The organism is Pseudomonas sp. NPDC087804 (assembly GCF_044742965.1).
GTDB classification, from domain to species: Bacteria; Pseudomonadota; Gammaproteobacteria; order Pseudomonadales; family Pseudomonadaceae; genus Aquipseudomonas; species Aquipseudomonas rustica.
Genome location: NZ_JBIUVN010000004.1, coordinates 36839 through 56496, shown reverse-complemented (window position 1 = coordinate 56496; position 19658 = coordinate 36839). Strand labels below are relative to the sequence as shown.

Sequence of the window (19658 nt, the reverse complement as noted above, 5' to 3'; positions counted from 1 at the left end):
GACAACAACACTTAGCGAGTCGGCACTTTTCCCTAGAAGTGTAATCCTAACAGCGGCTAAGGTCGCGGGGGCGATCTATCTATCGCAGGTCTTGGTTATTCAGGGCTTTTTCGGGCCTTCCAGTTGCAGTTGTTCAGGTGTATCGGGCAGACGTTCGGCAACCGCGAGTTTTTCCGGACGCTGACGACTGCGCCACAGGCGGAACGCATTGAGTTCATCGTCGAGCGTTTTCATCAGCCAGGCGAGCACGGCGATGTCGTCGAGCATGCCGAAGACCGGGATGAAATCCGGAATGGCATCGACCGGGCTGAGGAAGTACATCAACCCCGCCACCACCGAAACCAACGCCTTGCCGCTTATTGCGCGGTACTCGCCACGCCAGTAAGCCAGGCACAGCGCCTGCAGCAAACGCAGGTCATCTTTGAGCTTGCCGAGGCGATTGCCTTGCGCGGCACCTTTGCTGGCCACGGCGAACAATAAAGTCGGCAGGCGACCACGGGCCAGCAAACGGCCAGCCAGGGGCAGGAATCGAGCGAAATTCCACGGAGCTTTCATCTATTCCTCCCGTTGAAATGTTATCCACACAAATTGTGGATAACCTTGTGAACAGAGCTGCATTTCGGCGCTGAGAGCCCCGTTTTATAAGGGCCGCGCTCAGATCGGGCGTTTTTTACTCACATAAAAAACCCCAATATTTCATTGACTTGGCGGCTCAGGGCGTCTAGCGCGGGCAGCCTCAAAGCTATGACTCCCCTGACCGGCATCGGTTCGCTCTGTTTACGCCCGCCAACCTGCAGATGCAACAACGCCCCGCTTAAGCGAGGCGTTGTTGTTGAAGCCGAAGCTGCTTACTTGGCAGCAGCAGCGTCTTCTTTGGCTGGATCCTTGATGGCCAGCAGTTCCAGGTCGAAAACCAGAACCGAGTTGGCCGGGATTGCCGGGCTTGGCGATTGCGCGCCGTAAGCCAGATCGCTAGGGATGTACAGTTTGTACTTCTCGCCAACGTGCATCAGTTGCAGACCTTCAACCCAACCCGGGATCACGCCGCTTACTGGCAGATCGATCGGGCTGCCGCGCTCGACGGAGCTGTCGAATACGGTGCCGTTGGTCAACTTGCCGGTGTAGTGAACGGTCACTACGTCGGTCGGCTTAGGCTGTGGGCCGTCGGCCTTTTTGATGACTTCGTATTGCAGACCCGAAGCAGTCGTTGTCACGCCTGCTTTCTTGCCGTTTTCTTCGAGGAATTTCTTGCCAGCGGTTGCCGACTCTTCGCTCATCTTGGCCATACGCTCTTCGGCACGCTTTTGCAGCGCGGCGAAAGCTTCAACCAGTTCTTCGTCTTTCAGCTTCTGTTCTTTCTTGCCGACGGCATATTAGATGCCCTGGGCTACTGCTTTGGAGTCCAGATCATCCATGCCTTCCTGAGCCAGGCTCTTGCCCATGTTCAGGCCGATACCGTAGGAAGCTTTTTGCGCCGGGGTTTTCAGCTCTACGCTGGTTTGCGAATCACAACCCGCAAGTACCAGGCTAACCAGGGCTACCGCCGCCGCCAACCGATGCTGTTTCATGCTATTTCCTTGTTCATGCGCCGAAAGGGCAATCGAGTAAAGCCGCGAGCTTATCAGGCCGCCACGACCAATGGCTACCGGCATGAGAGCAGTAAAGCGGCGATAAGTTCAGGTATTGAAACGCATTCGGCTAAAGGCACGGTGAAGCTTCTGTCATCTACGCCCTACAACGATTGATACCACTTCTCACAACAGTTGGCGTAATGGCCACTTGCCCACCCTCATAGCCTCAGGCATAACAGCGCAATAATTCGACAAGGATGTTTAACTTGCGCCGCTTATTCCGTGTTTTGACCCTGATCGTCGTGCTGCTCGGCCTCGTCCTCGCCGTGGTTGTGTATTACGTCGCCAACCCGAAATTACCGTTCTACACCCCGGCCGAGCAGGTGCATTACCTGAATCAATGGTCGGAAGAACAGCGGCAAACCTATTACTTCACGCCTCAGGGCACACAGGTCAAAGGCCTGCGCTATGAGTGGTTTCAAGCGCTGGAGCTGCCCTTCTCCGAGCAGCGTTTCGCCTCTGCGGAATACCTCGCGCGCTTCGGTTTTCTGGTCGATCCAAAACAGCAAGCCACACCGAACAACCCCGGCAACCTGCCCGTGGGTTTCGCCCGGCATCAAAACCCCGCTACTTCCGAGCAATATCTCGACATAACTTGCGCCGCTTGCCACACCGGCGAATTGCGTTTCAAAGGTCAGGCTGTGCGCATCGACGGCGGCACCGCGCAGCACGTGTTGCCTTCCAGTGTTCCTACATTGCGCGGTGGCAGTTTCGGACAGGCATTGGTCGCGAGTCTGACGGCGACTTACTACAACCCGTGGAAATTCGAACGCTTCGCCCGAAGCGTGCTCGGCGATAAATACGACGTGCGCCACGAGCAACTGCGCAAAGACTTCAAAACCTCGCTGGATACGTTCCTGAAAGTCGCCTGGAATGACACCCATCGCGGCCTCTACCCCACCGAAGAAGGCCCGGGGCGCGCCGATGCATTCGGTCGGATCGCCAACGCGACCTTCGGCGATGCGATTTCCCCCGCCAACTATCGCGTGGCCAATGCGCCGGTGGATTACCCGCAGTTGTGGGACATGTGGACGTTCGACTGGGTGCAGTGGAACGGCTCGGCGCAGCAGCCGATGGCGCGCAATATCGGCGAAGCACTGGGCGTTGGCGCCACGCTGAATTTCTTCGACGCCAATGGCCAACCGCTGCAAGGCGATGAGCGCTACGCCTCGAGCGTTCGCGTGCGCGATCTGCACACGATCGAAGAAACCCTGCAAAAACTGCAACCACCGGCCTGGCCGGAAGAGGTACTTGGCGCCGTCGACAAACCTCTGGCCGCCAAGGGCCGCGCGCTGTTTGCGGAAAACTGCGCCGGCTGCCATGTGCCGCGCGTCTCTCAGGAAGGCGAGCGCAGGGTTCAGCATTTGCACATGCTGCCGCTCGATGTGATCGGTACTGACCCGAACGCCGCCACCAACATCGCCACCCACCGCTTCGACCTGACAGCGCTGCAATGGGATTTGAAAGAGCTGGCGAAAATGGACGTCAAGTTGCACCCGACGCCCACCGAACCGCTGGATCTGAGCCAGCTGTCAGTCGCCAAGGGACTGGCGTACGTCACCGCGTTCGTCGAAAACCGCGCCTACCGCGAAGCCAACGTCACTGCGGAAGAAAAACCTCGACTGGACGGTTTCGGCCTGCCGATCGGCGTGCGCGAAAAAGTCGCTTACAAGGCGCGGCCATTGGCTGGCGTCTGGGCGACCCCACCCTTTCTGCACAACGGTTCGGTGCCAAGCGTTTATCAATTGCTCTCGCCGCAGGATGAGCGCGCGACCACCTTCTATAAAGGCACCTTCGAATACGATCCTCGGCATCTGGGCTATCGCAGCGAAGCGTTCACCAATGGCTTCCTGTTCGATACGCGCATCAGTGGCAACCACAACAGCGGTCATGAATTCCGCGCCGGCGAACGCGGCAATGGCGTGATTGGCCGACTGTTGCAGCCCGAAGAACGCTGGGCCTTGCTCGAATACCTGAAAGTGCTGGGCGGCCCACTGGAGGCGCAATTGCCATGACGATGCCGACATTCAAGAAAGAACTGCCGCTGCTCGCACGAATCTGGTTGTGGCTGGGGCGCTTGCTTGGCAAAACAGTGTTAATCCTGTTGGTGATTGGCTTGCTCGGCTGGGCGGTCGCGACGGCGTGGTTTGCCTGGCAGCACCGCGGCCCGGTGTCGGCGCTGGAGCAGATTCCGCCCGGTGAAGCAGCGATGACGCAGGACGTGATCCAGACCGCTGTGCGCATCGTCGATCAACACCGCGAACCCACGCGTTATCTGCGCGACGCCCATGCCAAAGCGCATGGTTGCGTGAAAGCTGAGGTCAACGTGCTGCCGGAACTGGCGCAACCGTTGCGACAAGGCGTGTTCAGTGAGCCGGGGAAAACCTGGCAGGCGATGATTCGTCTGTCGAATGGCAACGCTTATCCTCAATTCGACAGCCTGCGCGATGCTCGCGGTATGGCGATCAAGTTGTTCGATGTGTCGGGTAAACCCTTGCTCGGCGATCGACCGGCGCAGGGCGAACAGGATTTCGTGATGTTCAGTCATGCGAACTTCTTTGTCAGCGATGTCGCCGAGTACCGTCAGAATGTGGCGGCGCAGGCTGACGGCAAGAAGATCATGGCGTTTTTTCCGGGGTGGGATCCGCGCACATGGCAGATCCGTCATCTGTTTATTGCACTGACAACGCTGGCACCACCGCCGGACAGCCCGACGCAAACGACTTATTTTTCGGTCTCGCCGTACAAATTCGGTGAGGCCAATGCGAAATTTCGGGTGATGCCGGATCCGGACAGTTGCCCGGCGTACGCGTTGCCTCAACAGAATCACGATCTGCCGAACTTTCTGCGCAGTGCTTTGAGTCAGCAGTTATCGACGGATCGGGTTCCAGCGTGTTTTGTCCTGCAGATTCAGCGTCAGGATGCCAACAAGTACATGCCGATCGAAGACACCAGCATTGAATGGCGTGAGCAGGACTCGCCGTTTGAGACGGTGGCGCGGATTACCTTGCCGCCGCAAGACTTCGATACGCCGACGTTGAATCTGGCGTGCGACAACCTGTCTTTCAATCCGTGGTTTGGTATCGAGGCGCATCGGCCGATTGGCGGGATCAACCGGTTGCGTAAAGCGGTGTATGAAGCGGTGAGCGACTATCGCCACAGCCAGAATGCCGCGCATTAAAAAAATATGCACATAACCTGTGGCGAGGGGATTTATCCCCGTTGGGCTGCGAAGCGGCCCCGCTTTTAAAATCTGGGCCTGCTGCGCAGGCCCACGGGGATAAATCCCCTCGCCACAGGTCAGCATCAAATCTGAGATTTCATAAATCCCAGACAGCAAAAAGCCCGCACTAGGCGGGCTTTCTGTGGACTCTGGCGTTCAGTGTTCCAGATTCCGAATATGGCGCAGCGGACGGGACTCGAACCCGCGACCCCCGGCGTGACAGGCCGGTATTCTAACCGACTGAACTACCGCTGCGCGAAACGCTTGAAACGAATGGTGGGTGATGACGGGATCGAACCGCCGACATTCTGCTTGTAAGGCAGACGCTCTCCCAGCTGAGCTAATCACCCTTCGCTTCGGTGTGGCGCGCATTCTACGGAGCGACCCAAGCTCTGGCAAGCACTTTTTTAAATAATTTTCTCAGGCCTTCCAAAGGCTTACAGAAGGGTTGGCCTATGAGACGGCGAGGACAATAATGCCCCCCTTTGTATAAAGGAGAGACTCACCCCATGTGGTTCAAGAACCTGCTTATCTATCGCCTGACCCAAGACCTGCCTGTCGATGCCGAGGCGCTGGAAACTGCACTGGCCACCAAACTGGCGCGTCCATGTGCAAGCCAGGAGTTGACCACCTACGGTTTCGTCGCGCCGTTCGGCAAAGGCGAAGATGCTCCATTGGTACACGTCAGCGGTGACTTCCTGCTGATTTCCGCGCGTAAAGAAGAACGCATTCTGCCGGGCAGCGTCGTGCGCGACGCGGTTAAGGAAAAGGTCGAAGAGATCGAAGCCGAGCAGATGCGCAAGGTCTATAAGAAGGAACGCGATCAGATCAAGGATGAAATCATCCAGGCCTTCCTGCCGCGCGCCTTTATCCGTCGCTCGTCGACCTTCGCCGCCATTGCGCCGAAACAGGGTCTGATTCTGGTCAACTCGGCCAGCCCGAAACGCGCTGAAGACTTGCTGTCGACCCTGCGTGAAGTGATCGGCACCCTGCCCGTCCGTCCGCTGACCGTGAAAATGTCGCCAACCGCGACCATGACCGAATGGGTCACCACGCAGAAAGCTGCCGACGACTTCTATGTGCTGGACGAGTGCGAACTGCGCGACACCCACGAAGACGGCGGCATCGTTCGTTGCAAGCGTCAGGACCTGACGAGCGAAGAAATCCAGCTGCACCTGAGCACCGGCAAAGTCGTCACGCAGCTGTCGCTGGCGTGGCAGGACAAGTTGTCGTTCATGCTTGACGACAAGATGACTGTTAAACGTCTGAAGTTCGAAGACCTGTTGCAGGATCAGGCGGAACAGGACGGTGGCGACGAGGCACTGGGTCAACTGGACGCCAGCTTCACCCTGATGATGCTGACCTTCGGCGACTTCCTGCCGGCGCTGGTTGAAGCGCTGGGTGGGGAAGAGACTCCGCAGGGGATCTGATCCCTTGTGATGTCCAAACTGTAGGAGTGAGCCTGCTCGCGATGAGGGACTGACATTCAACATCAATGTTGACTGAACGACCGCCATCGCGAGCAGGCTCACTCCTACATTTGGTTTTGTGGTGTAACTAACAATAAGGAACAAGCCATGCGCGCACTGGCTGCACTCAGCCGCTTTGTCGGCAATACCTTCGCTTACTGGGTTCTGATTTTCGCGGTCATCGCGTTCCTGCAACCGGCATGGTTCCTTGGCCTGAAAAGCGCGATCGTGCCGTTGCTCGGGCTGGTGATGTTCGGCATGGGCCTGACCCTCAAACTCGACGACTTCGCTGCCGTTGCCCGCCATCCGTGGCGCGTGGCGCTGGGCGTGGTTGCACACTTCGTGATCATGCCCGGCGTGGCGTGGTTGCTTTGCCAGGTGTTTCACCTGCCGCCGGAAATCGCCGTCGGCGTAATTCTGGTCGGCTGCTGCCCGAGCGGCACCTCGTCCAACGTGATGACCTGGCTGGCCCGTGGTGATCTGGCGTTGTCGGTAGCCATCGCCGCCGTTACCACCCTCCTCGCTCCGCTGCTGACCCCGGCGCTGATCTGGCTGCTGGCTTCGGCGTGGTTGCCGGTGTCGTTCATGGAGCTGTTCTGGTCGATCCTGCAAGTGGTGCTGTTGCCGATCATCCTCGGCGTGGTTGCCCAGCGCGTGCTCGGTGACCGGGTTCGTCATGCGGTGGATGTGTTGCCGCTGGTGTCGGTGGTCAGCATCGTGATTATCGTCACTGCCGTGGTCGCCGCCAGCCAGGCGAAAATTGCCGAATCCGGTCTGCTGATCATGGCCGTGGTGATGCTGCACAACAGCTTCGGTTATCTGCTGGGTTACTTCACCGGCCGCCTGTTCAAGCTGCCGTTGGCTCAGCGCAAATCGCTGGCGCTGGAAGTCGGCATGCAGAACTCGGGATTGGGCGCCGCGTTGGCCAGCGCGCACTTTTCGCCGTTGGCAGCAGTGCCGAGCGCGTTGTTCAGTGTCTGGCACAATATTTCCGGTGCGCTGCTGTCGACCTACTTCCGCCGCATGAGCGAAAAGGAAGATCGCGAGGCGTTGGCGCAACAGGCTGCCGACTGAGCTGAAACTTGATCCCCGGGTTAATGCTGGTCAAACTATCGCGCAACGCGAGGACGACCTCGCGGCTCGATCGAGTCATTAATCTGGGGACGACCCCGTCAATCGATGGAGGTCTCTCATGTCCTGGATCATTCTGTTTTTCGCCGGCCTGTTCGAAGTCGGCTGGGCCGTTGGCCTGAAATACACCGATGGCTTCAGCCGTCCACTCCCTACTGCACTGACCGTTGCGGCCATGGCCATCAGCCTTGGCCTGCTCGGCCTTGCGATGAAGGAATTGCCGCTGGGCACGGCGTATGCGATCTGGACGGGCGTCGGTGCTGTGGGCACGGTGATTGCCGGGATCATTTTGTTTGGCGAATCGATGGCGTTGATTCGGCTGGCGAGTGTGGCGTTGATCATCACCGGGCTGATTGGGCTTAAGGTCAGCGCTTAGGCCTCTACCGCTATCGCGAGCAGGCTCACTCCTACAGGGGAACGCGTTTCAAATGTAGGAGTGAGCCTGCTCGCGAAGAGGCCCTAAAAATCAGCGACTATCTAACCGCCCCACGCAACTCCCCCACCAACACCTGCAACTTCGCCGGCTCCGCCGCACCAACATCCACCGCCGAACCCGCCACCAATGTCACCCGCGACCACAACCGGTGAAAAAAACCCTTGTTCGGATCGCGACTGAAGAAGCTCCCCCACAACCCCTGCAACGCCAGCGGAATCACCGGTACCGGCGTCTCCTCTAGAATCCGCGTCAGCCCGCCCCTGAATTCATTCATCTCGCCATCAGCAGTCAATTTGCCTTCCGGGAAGATGCACACCAATTCGCCTTCCTTCAGATATTGCGCAATCCGCGTGAAGGCCTTCTCATAGATCTGGATATCTTCCTGCCGCCCAGCGATAGGAATGGCTCCCGCCGTGCGGAAGATAAAGTTCAGCACCGGCAAGTTGTAGATTTTGTAGTACATGACAAAGCGAATCGGCCTACGCACTGCGCCGCCAATCAGCAAGGCATCGACGAACGACACGTGGTTACACACCAACAACGCCGCGCCCTCATCAGGAATCGCCTCAAGGTTGCGATGTTCGACGCGGTACATGGAATGGCTGAGCAGCCAGATCATGAAACGCATACTGAACTCGGGGACGATTTTGAAGATGTAGGCGTTGACGCCGATGTTCAGCAGCGACACCACCAGAAACAGCTGCGGAATCGACAGTTTGACCACGCTCAACAACACGATCGAAACGATGGCCGAGACCACCATGAACAGTGCGTTGAGAATGTTGTTCGCCGCGATCACCCGCGCGCGCTCATTCTCGGCGGTGCGCGATTGGATCAACGCGTACAGCGGCACGATATAGAAGCCGCCGAAAATGCCCAGACCGAGAATGTCGATCAACACCGCCCACGTGTGCACAAAGCCCAGCACTTCAACCCAGCTATGGCCAGTGACGCTGTCCGGAATCCCGCCGGAATGCCACCACAGCAGCAGCCCGAACACGGTCAGACCAAACGAGCCGAACGGCACCAGACCGATCTCGACTTTACGCCCGGAAAGCTTCTCGCAGAGCATTGAACCGAGGGCGATCCCCACCGAGAACACCGTGAGAATCAAGGTGACCACGGTTTCATCGCCGTGCATCCATTCCTTGGCATACGCCGGAATCTGCGTCAGATAAATCGCCCCGACAAACCAGAACCACGAATTGCCTACGATCGAACGCGACACCGCTGGGGTCTGGCCCAAGCCGAGTTTCAGCGTCGCCCACGATTGGCTGAAGATATTCCAGTTCAGGCGCATCTCCGGCGAGGACGCCGCCGCGCGAGGAATGCTGCGGCTGGCGAGATAACCCAGCACGGCAATGCCGACGATGGCGCCGGACACCAGTGGCGCGTAGTGCGTCGAAGACATGATGACCCCGGCGCCGATGGTGCCGGCGAGGATCGCCAGAAACGTGCCCATCTCCACCAGACCATTGCCGCCGACCAGTTCATCCTCGCGCAATGCCTGCGGCAGGATCGAATACTTCACCGGCCCGAATAACGCCGAGTGCGTGCCCATGGCGAACAACGCCACCAGCATCAGCGACAGATGATCGAACAAGAATCCGACGGATCCCACCGCCATGATGGCGATTTCCGCCAGTTTGATCAGACGGATCAACGCGTCCTTGGCGAACTTTTCGCCAAACTGCCCGGCCAGCGCCGAGAACAGGAAGAACGGCAGAATAAACAGCAGCGCACAGAGGTTGACCCAGATCGAGCGGTCACCTTCGATGGTCAACCGATAGAGAATGGCGAGAATCAACGACTGCTTAAACACGTTGTCGTTAAACGCGCCGAGCGATTGCGTGATGAAGAACGGTAAAAACCGTCGCGTGCGCAGCAGGTTGAACTGTGAGGAGTGACTCATCTTCCGTGTTTCCCTGATTTTGCTGGGGGGTGGTCTGGATACTGTCTATTGGATTCACAAACCGCAATCCAGGCCACACCTTAGCTAAATATTTCAGGTTATTTCTTCAAACCGGCGATGCACGGTGAAACAAACAGCTCGCCACGCCACGCGCCTTGCACGGTGCGTTTACCGACGATCAGCCACATGATCGCGAGCAACGTCACCAACACACAGCCAACCACGCTGAAAAATCCGAGATTCAAGGTGCTGGCCAGCTTCAACGTTGCCAGCGAATAAACACCCAACGGGAAGGTGAAACCCCACCAGCCAAGATTGAACGGGATGCCGTCACGCAGATAACGCACGGTGATCAGCAGCGCCATCAACATCCACCACAACCCGAAGCCCCACAGCGTGATGCCGGCGACCAGGCCAATGCCCGATGCGATTTCGCCGATGCCCGGCAGACCGTTGGCAGCGAAGATCGCCGGTGCATCAGCGCCCAACAGCAACATGCCCAGCGCACCGGTGCCGATCGGGCCAAGGGCCAGCCAGCTCGAAGCGGCCATGTTTTCGTGAGGCAGTTTGTGCAGGGCCATGCGCAGCAAGAGGATTGTCAGAATGCTGAACGCCACCGGTAGGGAAAATGCCCAAAGCACGTAGCTGGTGGTCAGCACCACCAGTTGCGAGTGGGCATCGGTCAGATGCGGTGCGAGCAAACCACCGCTGGCCGCTGCCACTTCTGCTGCGACTACGGGCAACAGCCAAACGGCGGTCATCTGATCAATGCTGTGTTCCTGACGGGTAAACATCATGTACGGAATCAACACGCCGCAGGCCAGCGACATCGCCACGTCGATCCACCACAGCACTTCGGCGAGATGAATCACCCCGTCGCCCCAGCGCGGCAGGCCGAACACCAAAAAGCCGTTGATGATCGTCGCCAGGCCCATTGGGATGGTGCCGAAGAACATCGATACCGTGGAATGCCCGAAAATCCGCCGCGCTTCATCGAAGAACAGAATCCAGCGAGCGGCGTAAGCCAGGGTAAACAACGTGAACAACAGAATGTTGAACAACCACAGCCCTTCGGCCACGGCGTGCAAACCGGGAATCGCCACCGGCAGTTGCGCCAACGCCAATGCCAGCACACCGGTACCCATGGTCGCGGCGAACCAGTTCGGTGTGAATTGGCGGATCACTTCACGCGGATGCTGAAGTTGGCTGAACGGCTTGATGCCGGGTTTGGCGCTGTTGGGGCAAATCATCATGAACTCCTGTCCTCAGGTGAGGTGGAATTCATGGTAGATCCGAATCGAATATCTATATAACGGGTAATATCTCTAACTGTTATCTGTTTTACCAATAAGCAGTCAGACGCTGCCTTCGCTTTCAATCACCAGGATCCGCGCAGCGCCCTGTGGATGCGCGACATGCTCGGTGCCGACCGAGGCGTAAAAGATATCGCCAACGTCGAGCTGCACCTGTTTTTCCTCGCCGTTTTCGCGGTAGTGCATCTGCACCTGGCCATCGAGCACCACGAACACTTCTTCGCCATCGTTGACGTGCCATTTGTACGGCTGATCCGTCCAGTGCAGGCGCGTGGTGATGCCGTTCATATTGGCGATGTCCAGCGCGCCCCAGGCGCGGTCGGCGGTGAAGGTTTTGCTGCGGATAATCTTCATGAATCGATCCGTGAGAAGAATGGCCAAGCAAGGCTAACCGAAACTCAGGGAGCGCTGCACACCTTGACTGCGTTGGCGCGCAGGCTGAGCAATAACGCCCCCACCGCCAACACGATCAGTACCGCGCCGTAGCCATCAGTGGTTGCCAGCAAGCCATAGGTGCGAGCCAGATAACCGGCCAACAATGCCGGCAGGCAGAATGCGAGATAACTCAGCACGTAATACGCCGACATCAAACCGGCCCGTTCGTGAGGCAATGCCAGCGGAACCAAGCTGCGCACTGCGCCAAGGAAGCCCGAGCCAAACCCACAACCGGCGACCAGCGTGCCGAGGAAGAACAGCGAAAGACTCGCGCTGTGCACGCCGAGCAAGATCAGCACCAGACCGATCGGCAGCAGACTCGCGCCCAGCCGCAAGGCTTGTTTGGCGCTGCGATTGCGCAAGGTGAAAATCATCAACGCACCGGTCAGGGTCAATGCCGCCACGGTCGAGCCGCCGATCAGGTTGGACGTCGAACCGGTGGCCGTGCGCACCAATGACGGAGCCAGCGAGGCGTAAAAACCACCGAGTGCCCACGTCGCCGTGTTCAGCGGCAGCACTCGCCACAATGTTGAACGGGCCTGAGCCGGCACGTGCAGCGTCGGCTTCAATGACGCCCAAGCCCCGTCTTGCGGCGAGACACTTTCCGGCAGGCGCCAGACATAAATTCCCTGCAATACAAACAATCCGAGCAACAACCAATAGGTCAACTGCAACGGCGCCGGAGCAAATTCCGCGAGCAAACCGCAACCCAAACCGCCCAGCGCCATTCCCAACAACGGCGCGACGCTGTTGATCAACGGCCCTTGCTGGCGATCCGTATCGAGCAACGTCGCGCTCAACACCGCAGTGGCCATGCCGGTGGCAAAACCTTGCAGGACGCGCGCGCTGATCAGCCACGTGACGCTGTCGGCATAGATAAACAGGAGCATCGCCAAGGCATTGAGCAGCACGGCGGTAAAGATCACCGGTTTGCGTCCCACATGGTCGGACAGCGAGCCCACTGTTAATAGCGCCGCCAACAGACTGAGCGCATAGACACCGAAGATCAGCGTCAGCACCACCGCCGAGAAATGCAGTTGATCCTGATACAGGTGATACAACGGCGTCGGCGCGGTGGAAGCGGCGAGAAAACTGAGTAAGGTGATCGCCAGAAACCACAGGCTGGAGCGGTTTGAAACGACGTTATTCAAGGGGCTAATCATGGGCACACTCCGCAAAAGCTAATTTTTTGCTTTTGCGGAGTGTGCTACCGCCTCGCGCTTAAAGCAAATTCTTTGTGTTAAGGTCTGCCGCATGGCTATTAAAGAAGGTTTACGCCCGGGTGGCCGCAGTGCCCGGGTGCAAGAGTCGATTCATTCGGCAGTCCACGCGCTCCTGCAAGAACAGGAGCGCTCGACCGTGACCGTGCCGCAAATCGCCGCACGCGCGGGGGTGACGCCGTCGACGATTTATCGACGCTGGGGGGATCTGGCGGCGTTGCTCGCAGACGTCGCCCTCGCCCGCATGCGCCCAGACAGTGAGCCGGCAGAAACGGGCAGTTTGCGCAGCGATATTCGTGCGTGGGCTGAACAGTATCTCGACGAGATGAGCTCCGAGCCCGGCCGCAACATGATGCGCGACGTGCAGGCGAGCGCGACGCCGGGGTATTGCGTGACGATCATTGGTGCGCAATTGCAGACGATCATTGCGCGGCATCCGGATGAGATCGCGCCGAGTGTTGATCGATTGATCAACCTGGTGGTGGCGCCGGTGGTGTTCCGGATCCTGTTTTCGGCGGCGGCGCTTGAAGTGGATGAGCTGCATTATCTGATCGATATTGCGCTGCGTCTGGACTGACGCCTTCGCGAGCAAGCCCGCTCCCACATTTGGAATGCGTTCCCCTTGTGGGAGCGGGCTTGCTCGCGAAGAGGCCCGCCCGGTCACCGCTAATACTGACGGGTTCCACCCCTGCGACACCCCGCCACGCCACGACCTTGGTCGACACTGACTAACCGCCGCACTCATGCGAGACTGTTGGCCCGGACAGGGTTGCCGGGGAGTCTTCTGTCGGGAGTGTTGCATGTCGTTGTCCACCGGGCTGATCGCCGCCGTCGCCCTGGCCTATATGGCTATCATGTTCGCCATCGCCTTCTACGGCGACCGTCGCAGCGCGCCATTGCCGCCGCGAATGCGTGCCTGGGTGTACAGCCTGTCGCTGGCGGTTTATTGCACCAGCTGGACATTCTTCGGCGCGGTCGGTCAGGCCGCCGAACAACTGTGGTCATTCCTGCCGATTTACCTCGGGCCGATCCTGCTGCTGCTCGGCGCGCCGTGGGTGCTGCAGAAAATGGTGATGATCAGCAAACAGGAGAACATCACCTCCATCGCTGACTTCATCGCCGCGCGTTACGGCAAATCGCAATCGCTGGCGGTGGTCGTCGCGCTGATCTGCCTGGTCGGCGTCCTCCCCTACATCGCCCTGCAACTCAAAGGCATCGTCCTCGGCGTGAACCTGTTGATCGGCGCCGGCGCCGACGCCATGGGCACCCGCGCGCAGGACACCGCGCTGATCGTGTCGCTGGTGCTGGCGCTGTTCACCATCGTGTTCGGTACGCGCAACCTCGACGCCACCGAGCACCACCGTGGCATGGTGCTGGCGATTGCCTTCGAATCGCTGGTCAAACTGTTTGCCTTTCTCGCGGTCGGCGCCTTCGTCACTTTTGGTCTGTACGACGGTTTCGATGACCTGTTCAACCAGGCAATGCTCGCCCCGCGCCTCGAGGAATACTGGAAAGAAACCATTAACTGGCCATCGATGGTGGTGCAGACCGGCGTGGCGATGATGGCGATCATCTGCCTGCCCCGACAGTTTCACGTCACCGTAGTCGAGAACATCGACCCGCAAGATCTGCGTCTGGCCAAATGGGTGTTCCCGGCCTACCTCGCACTGGCCGCGCTGTTTGTAGTCCCGATCGCCCTCGCCGGTCAGATGTTGTTACCGAGCGACGTACTCCCCGACTCCTTTGTGATCAGTTTGCCTCTCGCTCAAGCCCATCCGGCGCTGGCGCTGCTGGCGTTCATCGGCGGCGCGTCGGCGGCGACCGGCATGGTGATTGTCGCCAGCGTAGCGTTGTCGACCATGGTCTCCAACGACATGCTGTTGCCGTGGTTGCTGCGCCGAAATAACGCCGAGCGTCCGTTCGAAGTGTTCCGCCAGTGGATGCTCTCGGTGCGCCGCGTCAGCATCGTGGTGATTCTGTTGCTGGCGTATGTCAGCTATCGCCTGCTCGGCTCCACCGCGAGCCTGGCGACCATCGGCCAGATTGCCTTCGCCGCCGTGACCCAATTGGCCCCGGCCATGCTCGGCGCGCTGTACTGGAAACAGGCCAACCGGCGCGGGGTTTTCGCCGGTCTCGCCGCCGGTACTTTCCTGTGGTTTTACACGCTGATTCTGCCGATTGCCGCGCACAGCCTGGGCTTGTCCCTGAGCAGTTTTCCGGGGCTGGCGTGGCTGCACAGCAATCCGCTGAATTTGCCAATCACCCCACTGACACAAGGCGTGGTGCTGTCGCTGGCCGGTAACTTCACCCTGTTCGCGTGGGTTTCGGTGCTGTCGCGCACGCGGGTATCGGAACACTGGCAAGCCGGGCGTTTTATCGGTCAGGAGATCAGCGCGCGGCCGAGCGCACGCTCGATGCTGGCGGTGCAAATCGACGATCTGTTGCAACTGGCGGCGCGGTTTGTCGGTGAGGAACGCGCGCGGCAGAGCTTTATTCGTTTCGCTTACCGTCAGGGCAAAGGCTTCAACCCGAACCAGAACGCCGATGGCGAATGGATCGCCCACACCGAGCGCTTGTTGGCCGGTGTGCTTGGCGCTTCTTCGACGCGCGCTGTAGTAAAAGCCGCTATCGAAGGTCGGGAAATGCAGTTGGAGGACGTAGTCCGAATCGCCGATGAAGCGTCGGAAGTGCTGCAGTTCAACCGCGCCCTGCTGCAAGGCGCGATCGAGAACATCACCCAAGGCATCAGCGTGGTCGACCAATCGCTGAAACTGGTGGCGTGGAATCGACGCTATCTGGAGCTGTTCAACTACCCGGACGGTTTGATCAGCGTTGGCCGGCCGATTGCCGACATCATTCGCTACAACGCCGAGCGCGGCTTGTGCGGCCCCGGCGAAGCCGAAGTACACGTTGCCCGCCGTTTGCACTGGATGCGTCAGGGCCGTGCACACACCTCCGAGCGGCTGTTCCCCAACGGTCGGGTGATCGAACTGATCGGCAACCCGATGCCGGGCGGCGGTTTCGTCATGAGTTTCACCGACATTACTGCGTTCCGCGAAGCCGAGCAGGCGCTGACCGAGGCCAACGAGGGGCTGGAGCAACGGGTCAGCGAGCGTACGCAGGAACTGTCGCAACTCAACGTCGCGCTGACCGAAGCCAAGGGCACAGCCGAGGCAGCGAACCAGTCGAAAACCCGTTTCCTCGCGGCGGTCAGCCATGACTTGATGCAACCGTTGAACGCCGCCCGCCTATTCTCCGCCGCCCTCTCCCATCAGGACGATGGCTTGAGCAGCGAGGCGCAGAAACTGGTGCAGCACCTCGACAGTTCGCTGCGTTCAGCCGAAGACTTGATCAGCGATCTGCTGGATATCTCGCGCCTGGAAAATGGCAAGATCAACCCGGATCGCAAGCCGTTTGCGCTCAATGAGCTGTTCGATATTCTCGGCGCCGAATTCAAGGCACTGGCGCAAGAACAAGGCCTGACCTTCCGCGTGCGTGGCAGTCATCTGCGCATCGACAGCGACAGCAAATTGCTGCGGCGGATTTTGCAGAACTTCCTCACCAATGCGTTCCGCTATGCCAAAGGCCCGGTGCTGCTCGGCGTGCGTCGGCGCGGGGGAGAATTGTCGCTGGAAGTGTGGGATCGCGGGCCGGGGATTCCGGAGGACAAGCTGCAGGTGATTTTCGAAGAATTCAAACGCCTCGACAGCCACCAGACCCGCGCGGAAAAAGGCTTGGGGCTTGGCCTGGCGATTGCCGATGGCTTGTGCCGCGTGCTCGGCCATACGTTGCGTGTGCGTTCGTGGCCGGGGCGCGGCAGTGTGTTCAGCGTCAGCGTGCCATTGGCCCCGACGCAAACCGTGCCGGCCAGCGCCGCCGTCGAGTTGAACGGCAAGTTGCTGGGCGGCGCGCAGGTGCTGTGTATCGACAATGAAGACAGCATTTTGATTGGCATGAACAGTTTGCTCAGCCGCTGGGGTTGTCAGGTGTGGACGGCGCGCAATCGTGAGGAATGTGCGGCGTTGCTTAAGGATGGCGTGCGGCCGCAACTGGCATTGGTGGATTACCACCTCGATCACGGCGACACCGGGACAGAGTTGATGGCGTGGTTGCGCACGACGTTGGGCGAGCCGGTGCCGGGAGTGGTGATCAGTGCGGATGGGCGGCCGGAGACGGTGGCGCAGGTGCATGCGGCGGGTCTGGATTACCTGGCGAAACCGGTGAAACCGGCGGCGTTGCGGGCGTTGTTGAGTCGGTATGTGCCGCTCTAAAAGCAAAAGATCGCAGCCTGCGGCAGCTCCTACAGGTTCGGTGTCAGACCACATTTTTGTGTTCGACAAAAATCCCGTGTAGGAGCTGCCGCAGGCTGCGATCTTTTGATCTTTATTCAGGCAATTCAACCAAACCATCAACATCGGTCATCGCCCGCTCCAGCAGATCCGCCGGCAAGCTCTTGCTCGCTCGCGCCCCGAGCAGTTTGAGCTGCTCACTGCGGCTGACCAGATTGCCGCGCCCTTCTGTCAGTTTGTTGCGCGCTGAGCTGTAGGCTTTGTCCAGTTGTTGCAGACGATTGCCGACCTCGTCCAGATCCTGAATGAACAGCACGAACTTGTCGTACAGCCATCCGGCACGCTCGGCGATTTCCCGGGCGTTCTGGCTCTGGCGCTCCTGCTTCCACAGACTGTCGATGACCCGCAATGTCGCCAGCAATGTGGTCGGGCTGACAATCACGATGTTGCGGTCGAACGCCTCTTGAAACAGCGACGGCTCAGCCTGCAACGCCGCCGAGAACGCTGCTTCGATCGGCACGAACAGCAAAACAAAATCGAGACTGTGCAGGCCTTCCAGACGCTTGTAATCCTTGCCGGCCAGACCTTTGACGTGATTGCGCAGGGACAGTACGTGCTGCTTGATCGCGATCTGGCCGAGGGTGTCGTCTTCGGCGGCGACGTATTGCTGATACGCGGTCAGACTGACTTTCGAGTCGACCACCACCTGCTTGTCGCCCGGCAGATAAATCACCACGTCGGGCTGGAAACGCTCGCCGTCCGGGCCCTTCAAATTGACCTGTGTCTGATACTCGCGGCCCTTCTCCAGACCGGCGTGTTCGAGCACGCGTTCGAGAATCAGCTCGCCCCAGTTGCCTTGGGTTTTCTGGCCCTTGAGGGCACGGGTCAGGTTGGTCGCTTCGTCGCTCAGACGCAGGTTGAGCGCTTGCAAACGCTCCAGCTCCTTGGCCAGCGAAAAGCGCTCGCGGGCTTCAGCCTGATAGCTTTCTTCCACACGTTTTTCGAAGGATTGGATGCGTTCTTTCAGCGGATCGAGCAACTGGCCGAGGCGCTGTTGGCTGGTTTCGGCGAAACGCTGCTCGCGCTCATCGAAGATCTTGCCGGCCAGTTCGGCGAACTGCGCGCGCAGCTCATCGCGCGAACCTTGCAGGTCGCTGAGGCGCTGCTGATGGCTTTCCTGTTGTTCACGCAGCTCGGCGTTCAACGAAGCGGCTTGCGCGTCGAGACGGCGCAGTTCGGCTTCTTTGCTGGCACGTTCGATGTTCCAGGCGTGGGAGGCGTCGCGGGCGTCGTCGCGCTCGATCTGCAGCAACTCGACTTCACGGCGCAGGGCCGCCAGTTCAGCCTGTTTCGCGGCGTTGGCCTGGCCCAGATCAGCGACTTCATCGCGGCTCGCCTCAAGCTGAGCGTTGAGGCCGTCCTGCGCCAGTTGCGCCATGGCCAGCCGCTCTTCGAGCAGGGCCACGTCGGCTTGGCCGTTGCTCGCCCGGCGCTGCAGTTGCCAGGCCAGCGCCAGCAATGGCAACCCCGCTGCCGCGAGACCGAGCAATACGCTGGTCAAGTCCATCGCCATAGAGATTCCTGCCCATCCAATAAAGCCTGAAGGTTAACCAAGGTGTCAGGTCTTGGACAGCTCAGTCTTCGATGAGACCGAGTTCCTGCTGCGCACGCCGGTCGCCGGCACGGGCAGCTGAACGCAGCAGATCCTGGCCAATGCGACGATCGCGGGCGTTACCGCACTCGCGGCACATCAATTGGCCGAGACGGCTTTGCGCAGCGACCACGCCTTCCCGCGCAGGCTGCTTGAGCAGGCGGCCGGCAAGGTGTTTGGCGTTGTGGCTGTCGCTCAGGCGCGGGCTGTCGAGCAGCCATTCGGCCACGCGCACAGAAAATCGCTTGGGCGGGGTAACACGAGGGGGTTCTGAGGTAACAGAGTCTGATACTGAGCGAAACTTCATAAAGCACTGTGGGACAGATCGGAAGGCGCGCCACTCTACTCTCTTTTTCTTACAGGTAAAGTCCGAAAAAAACCCGGCACGCCCGTGCTAGAGCAAGCGCTCGGGACAATCCACAGAAGCTGTGGATAACTCAGTGGACAACCGCCCTTGAACCCTCGCAAACCCTTGTGGAATGGGGCTCGCAGTCAAACTGACGATTTTTTCACCAACAAAAAAAACCGATGTTTTTCATTGACTTAAACTTTCGATGCAGGCAGCCATCGGGGTCAGGATTGATGTGACAGTGCTGTGACAGCCCGCGCAACTAATGTGCACAAGTACCTGTTACCCGGTTATAGGAGTGCGCTTTTTCGGTTCGTTTTCCATCATTGCCTGGGGATAAGGCAGTCTGGCGTGACGTTTGATGAAAATTGTTTCACCGACCGACGGTCTTAATGTGGGCCAATACGGAGCGATCCGCCGGATCGACAAGCAGAATCCATAGCGCCCTGCAATCTTTTTCAGCATTAGGTTTGCTTTGTACTTTTCGATCCGTTAGTATCCGCGGCGTTAGTACCAAGCTGAAAGTCAATTCCGGTCGAACACATCCCCACGGTCAACCTTCTACCAAGAAGCCAATCGCCGAAAAAAGCGGGAGCGAC

The 19658-nt window shown here is 59.1% G+C and carries 14 protein-coding genes, 2 tRNA genes and 1 pseudogene; 7 read left to right on the top strand and 10 right to left on the bottom strand.

Translation table 11 applies throughout. From position 1 onward, the window contains the following. Positions 1-99: 99 nt before the first annotated feature. The gene (locus ACIOMO_RS10160) at positions 100-555 is read right to left on the bottom strand and encodes a YkvA family protein (protein WP_401240369.1); all 456 of its coding nucleotides are present in this window, start codon (positions 553-555) and stop codon (positions 100-102) included. 293 nt (positions 556-848) lie between these two features. Next, positions 849-1568 (bottom strand): annotated as a pseudogene (locus ACIOMO_RS10155) (FKBP-type peptidyl-prolyl cis-trans isomerase). A 269-nt stretch (positions 1569-1837) separates the two neighbouring features. Between ACIOMO_RS10155 and ACIOMO_RS10150 the strand changes: the two are divergent. Beyond that, entirely contained in the window at positions 1838-3646 is a 1809-nt protein-coding gene (locus tag ACIOMO_RS10150) for a di-heme-cytochrome C peroxidase (RefSeq protein WP_401240366.1), read from the top strand. Further along, positions 3643-4812 carry a catalase family protein gene (locus tag ACIOMO_RS10145; protein ID WP_401240363.1) on the top strand — a complete coding sequence of 390 codons (1170 nt, stop codon included), beginning with the start codon at positions 3643-3645 and terminating at the stop codon, positions 4810-4812. Before ACIOMO_RS10150 ends, ACIOMO_RS10145 begins: the two co-directional genes overlap by 4 nt. Positions 4813-5032: 220 nt before the next feature. On the opposite strand, the gene ACIOMO_RS10140 is transcribed toward ACIOMO_RS10145, so the two are convergent. Together ACIOMO_RS10140 and ACIOMO_RS10135 are read right to left on the bottom strand one after the other, a co-directional pair. Then, positions 5033-5109, bottom strand: a tRNA-Asp gene (locus ACIOMO_RS10140). Positions 5110-5128: 19 nt separating this feature from the next. Next, positions 5129-5204: transfer RNA gene (locus ACIOMO_RS10135), tRNA-Val, on the bottom strand. A gap of 159 nt (positions 5205-5363) precedes the next feature. On the opposite strand from ACIOMO_RS10135, the gene rdgC reads away from it, so the two are divergent. The 3 genes from rdgC to sugE all read left to right on the top strand — a co-directional run bounded on the left by rdgC (position 5364) and on the right by sugE (position 7830). After that, positions 5364-6284 carry a recombination-associated protein RdgC gene (rdgC, locus tag ACIOMO_RS10130; protein WP_007919763.1) on the top strand — a complete coding sequence of 307 codons (921 nt, stop codon included), beginning with the start codon at positions 5364-5366 and terminating at the stop codon, positions 6282-6284. A 147-nt stretch (positions 6285-6431) separates the two neighbouring features. Continuing rightward, the gene (locus tag ACIOMO_RS10125; RefSeq protein ID WP_212544283.1) at positions 6432-7397 is read left to right on the top strand and encodes a bile acid:sodium symporter family protein; all 966 of its coding nucleotides are present in this window, start codon (positions 6432-6434) and stop codon (positions 7395-7397) included. 118 nt (positions 7398-7515) lie between these two features. Continuing rightward, positions 7516-7830: a quaternary ammonium compound efflux SMR transporter SugE gene (gene sugE, locus ACIOMO_RS10120; protein ID WP_008077894.1), complete on the top strand. Its 315-nt coding sequence runs from the start codon at positions 7516-7518 to the stop codon at positions 7828-7830. Positions 7831-7927: 97 nt separating this feature from the next. On the opposite strand, the gene ACIOMO_RS10115 is transcribed toward sugE, so the two are convergent. The 4 genes from ACIOMO_RS10115 to ACIOMO_RS10100 form a co-directional block, all read right to left on the bottom strand. Then, entirely contained in the window at positions 7928-9802 is a 1875-nt protein-coding gene (locus ACIOMO_RS10115; RefSeq protein ID WP_401240360.1) for an MFS transporter, read from the bottom strand. A 98-nt stretch (positions 9803-9900) separates the two neighbouring features. Beyond that, a complete protein-coding gene (locus ACIOMO_RS10110; protein WP_212550947.1) occupies positions 9901-11052 on the bottom strand; it encodes a TDT family transporter in 1152 nt (383 codons plus the stop codon). Between the two features lie 105 nt (positions 11053-11157). Then, complete coding sequence (locus ACIOMO_RS10105) at positions 11158-11469, bottom strand: cupin domain-containing protein (RefSeq protein WP_212550946.1); 312 nt, start codon at positions 11467-11469, stop codon at positions 11158-11160. A 44-nt stretch (positions 11470-11513) separates the two neighbouring features. After that, on the bottom strand, positions 11514-12713 hold the full coding sequence (locus ACIOMO_RS10100) for an MFS transporter (protein ID WP_401240357.1): 1200 nt from the start codon (positions 12711-12713) through the stop codon (positions 11514-11516). 91 nt (positions 12714-12804) lie between these two features. On the opposite strand from ACIOMO_RS10100, the gene ACIOMO_RS10095 reads away from it, so the two are divergent. Further along, the gene (locus ACIOMO_RS10095; protein WP_401240355.1) at positions 12805-13347 is read left to right on the top strand and encodes a TetR/AcrR family transcriptional regulator; all 543 of its coding nucleotides are present in this window, start codon (positions 12805-12807) and stop codon (positions 13345-13347) included. A gap of 223 nt (positions 13348-13570) precedes the next feature. Next, positions 13571-17041 carry a PAS domain-containing hybrid sensor histidine kinase/response regulator gene (locus ACIOMO_RS10090; protein WP_212544279.1) on the top strand — a complete coding sequence of 1157 codons (3471 nt, stop codon included), beginning with the start codon at positions 13571-13573 and terminating at the stop codon, positions 17039-17041. A 112-nt stretch (positions 17042-17153) separates the two neighbouring features. Here the strand turns inward: ACIOMO_RS10090 and rmuC are convergent, their stop codons facing one another. Continuing rightward, a complete protein-coding gene (gene rmuC / locus ACIOMO_RS10085) occupies positions 17154-18518 on the bottom strand; it encodes a DNA recombination protein RmuC (protein ID WP_178124210.1) in 1365 nt (454 codons plus the stop codon). Between the two features lie 175 nt (positions 18519-18693). After that, positions 18694-19017: a hypothetical protein gene (locus ACIOMO_RS10080; RefSeq protein ID WP_082341407.1), complete on the bottom strand. Its 324-nt coding sequence runs from the start codon at positions 19015-19017 to the stop codon at positions 18694-18696. Positions 19018-19658: the final 641 nt, after the last annotated feature.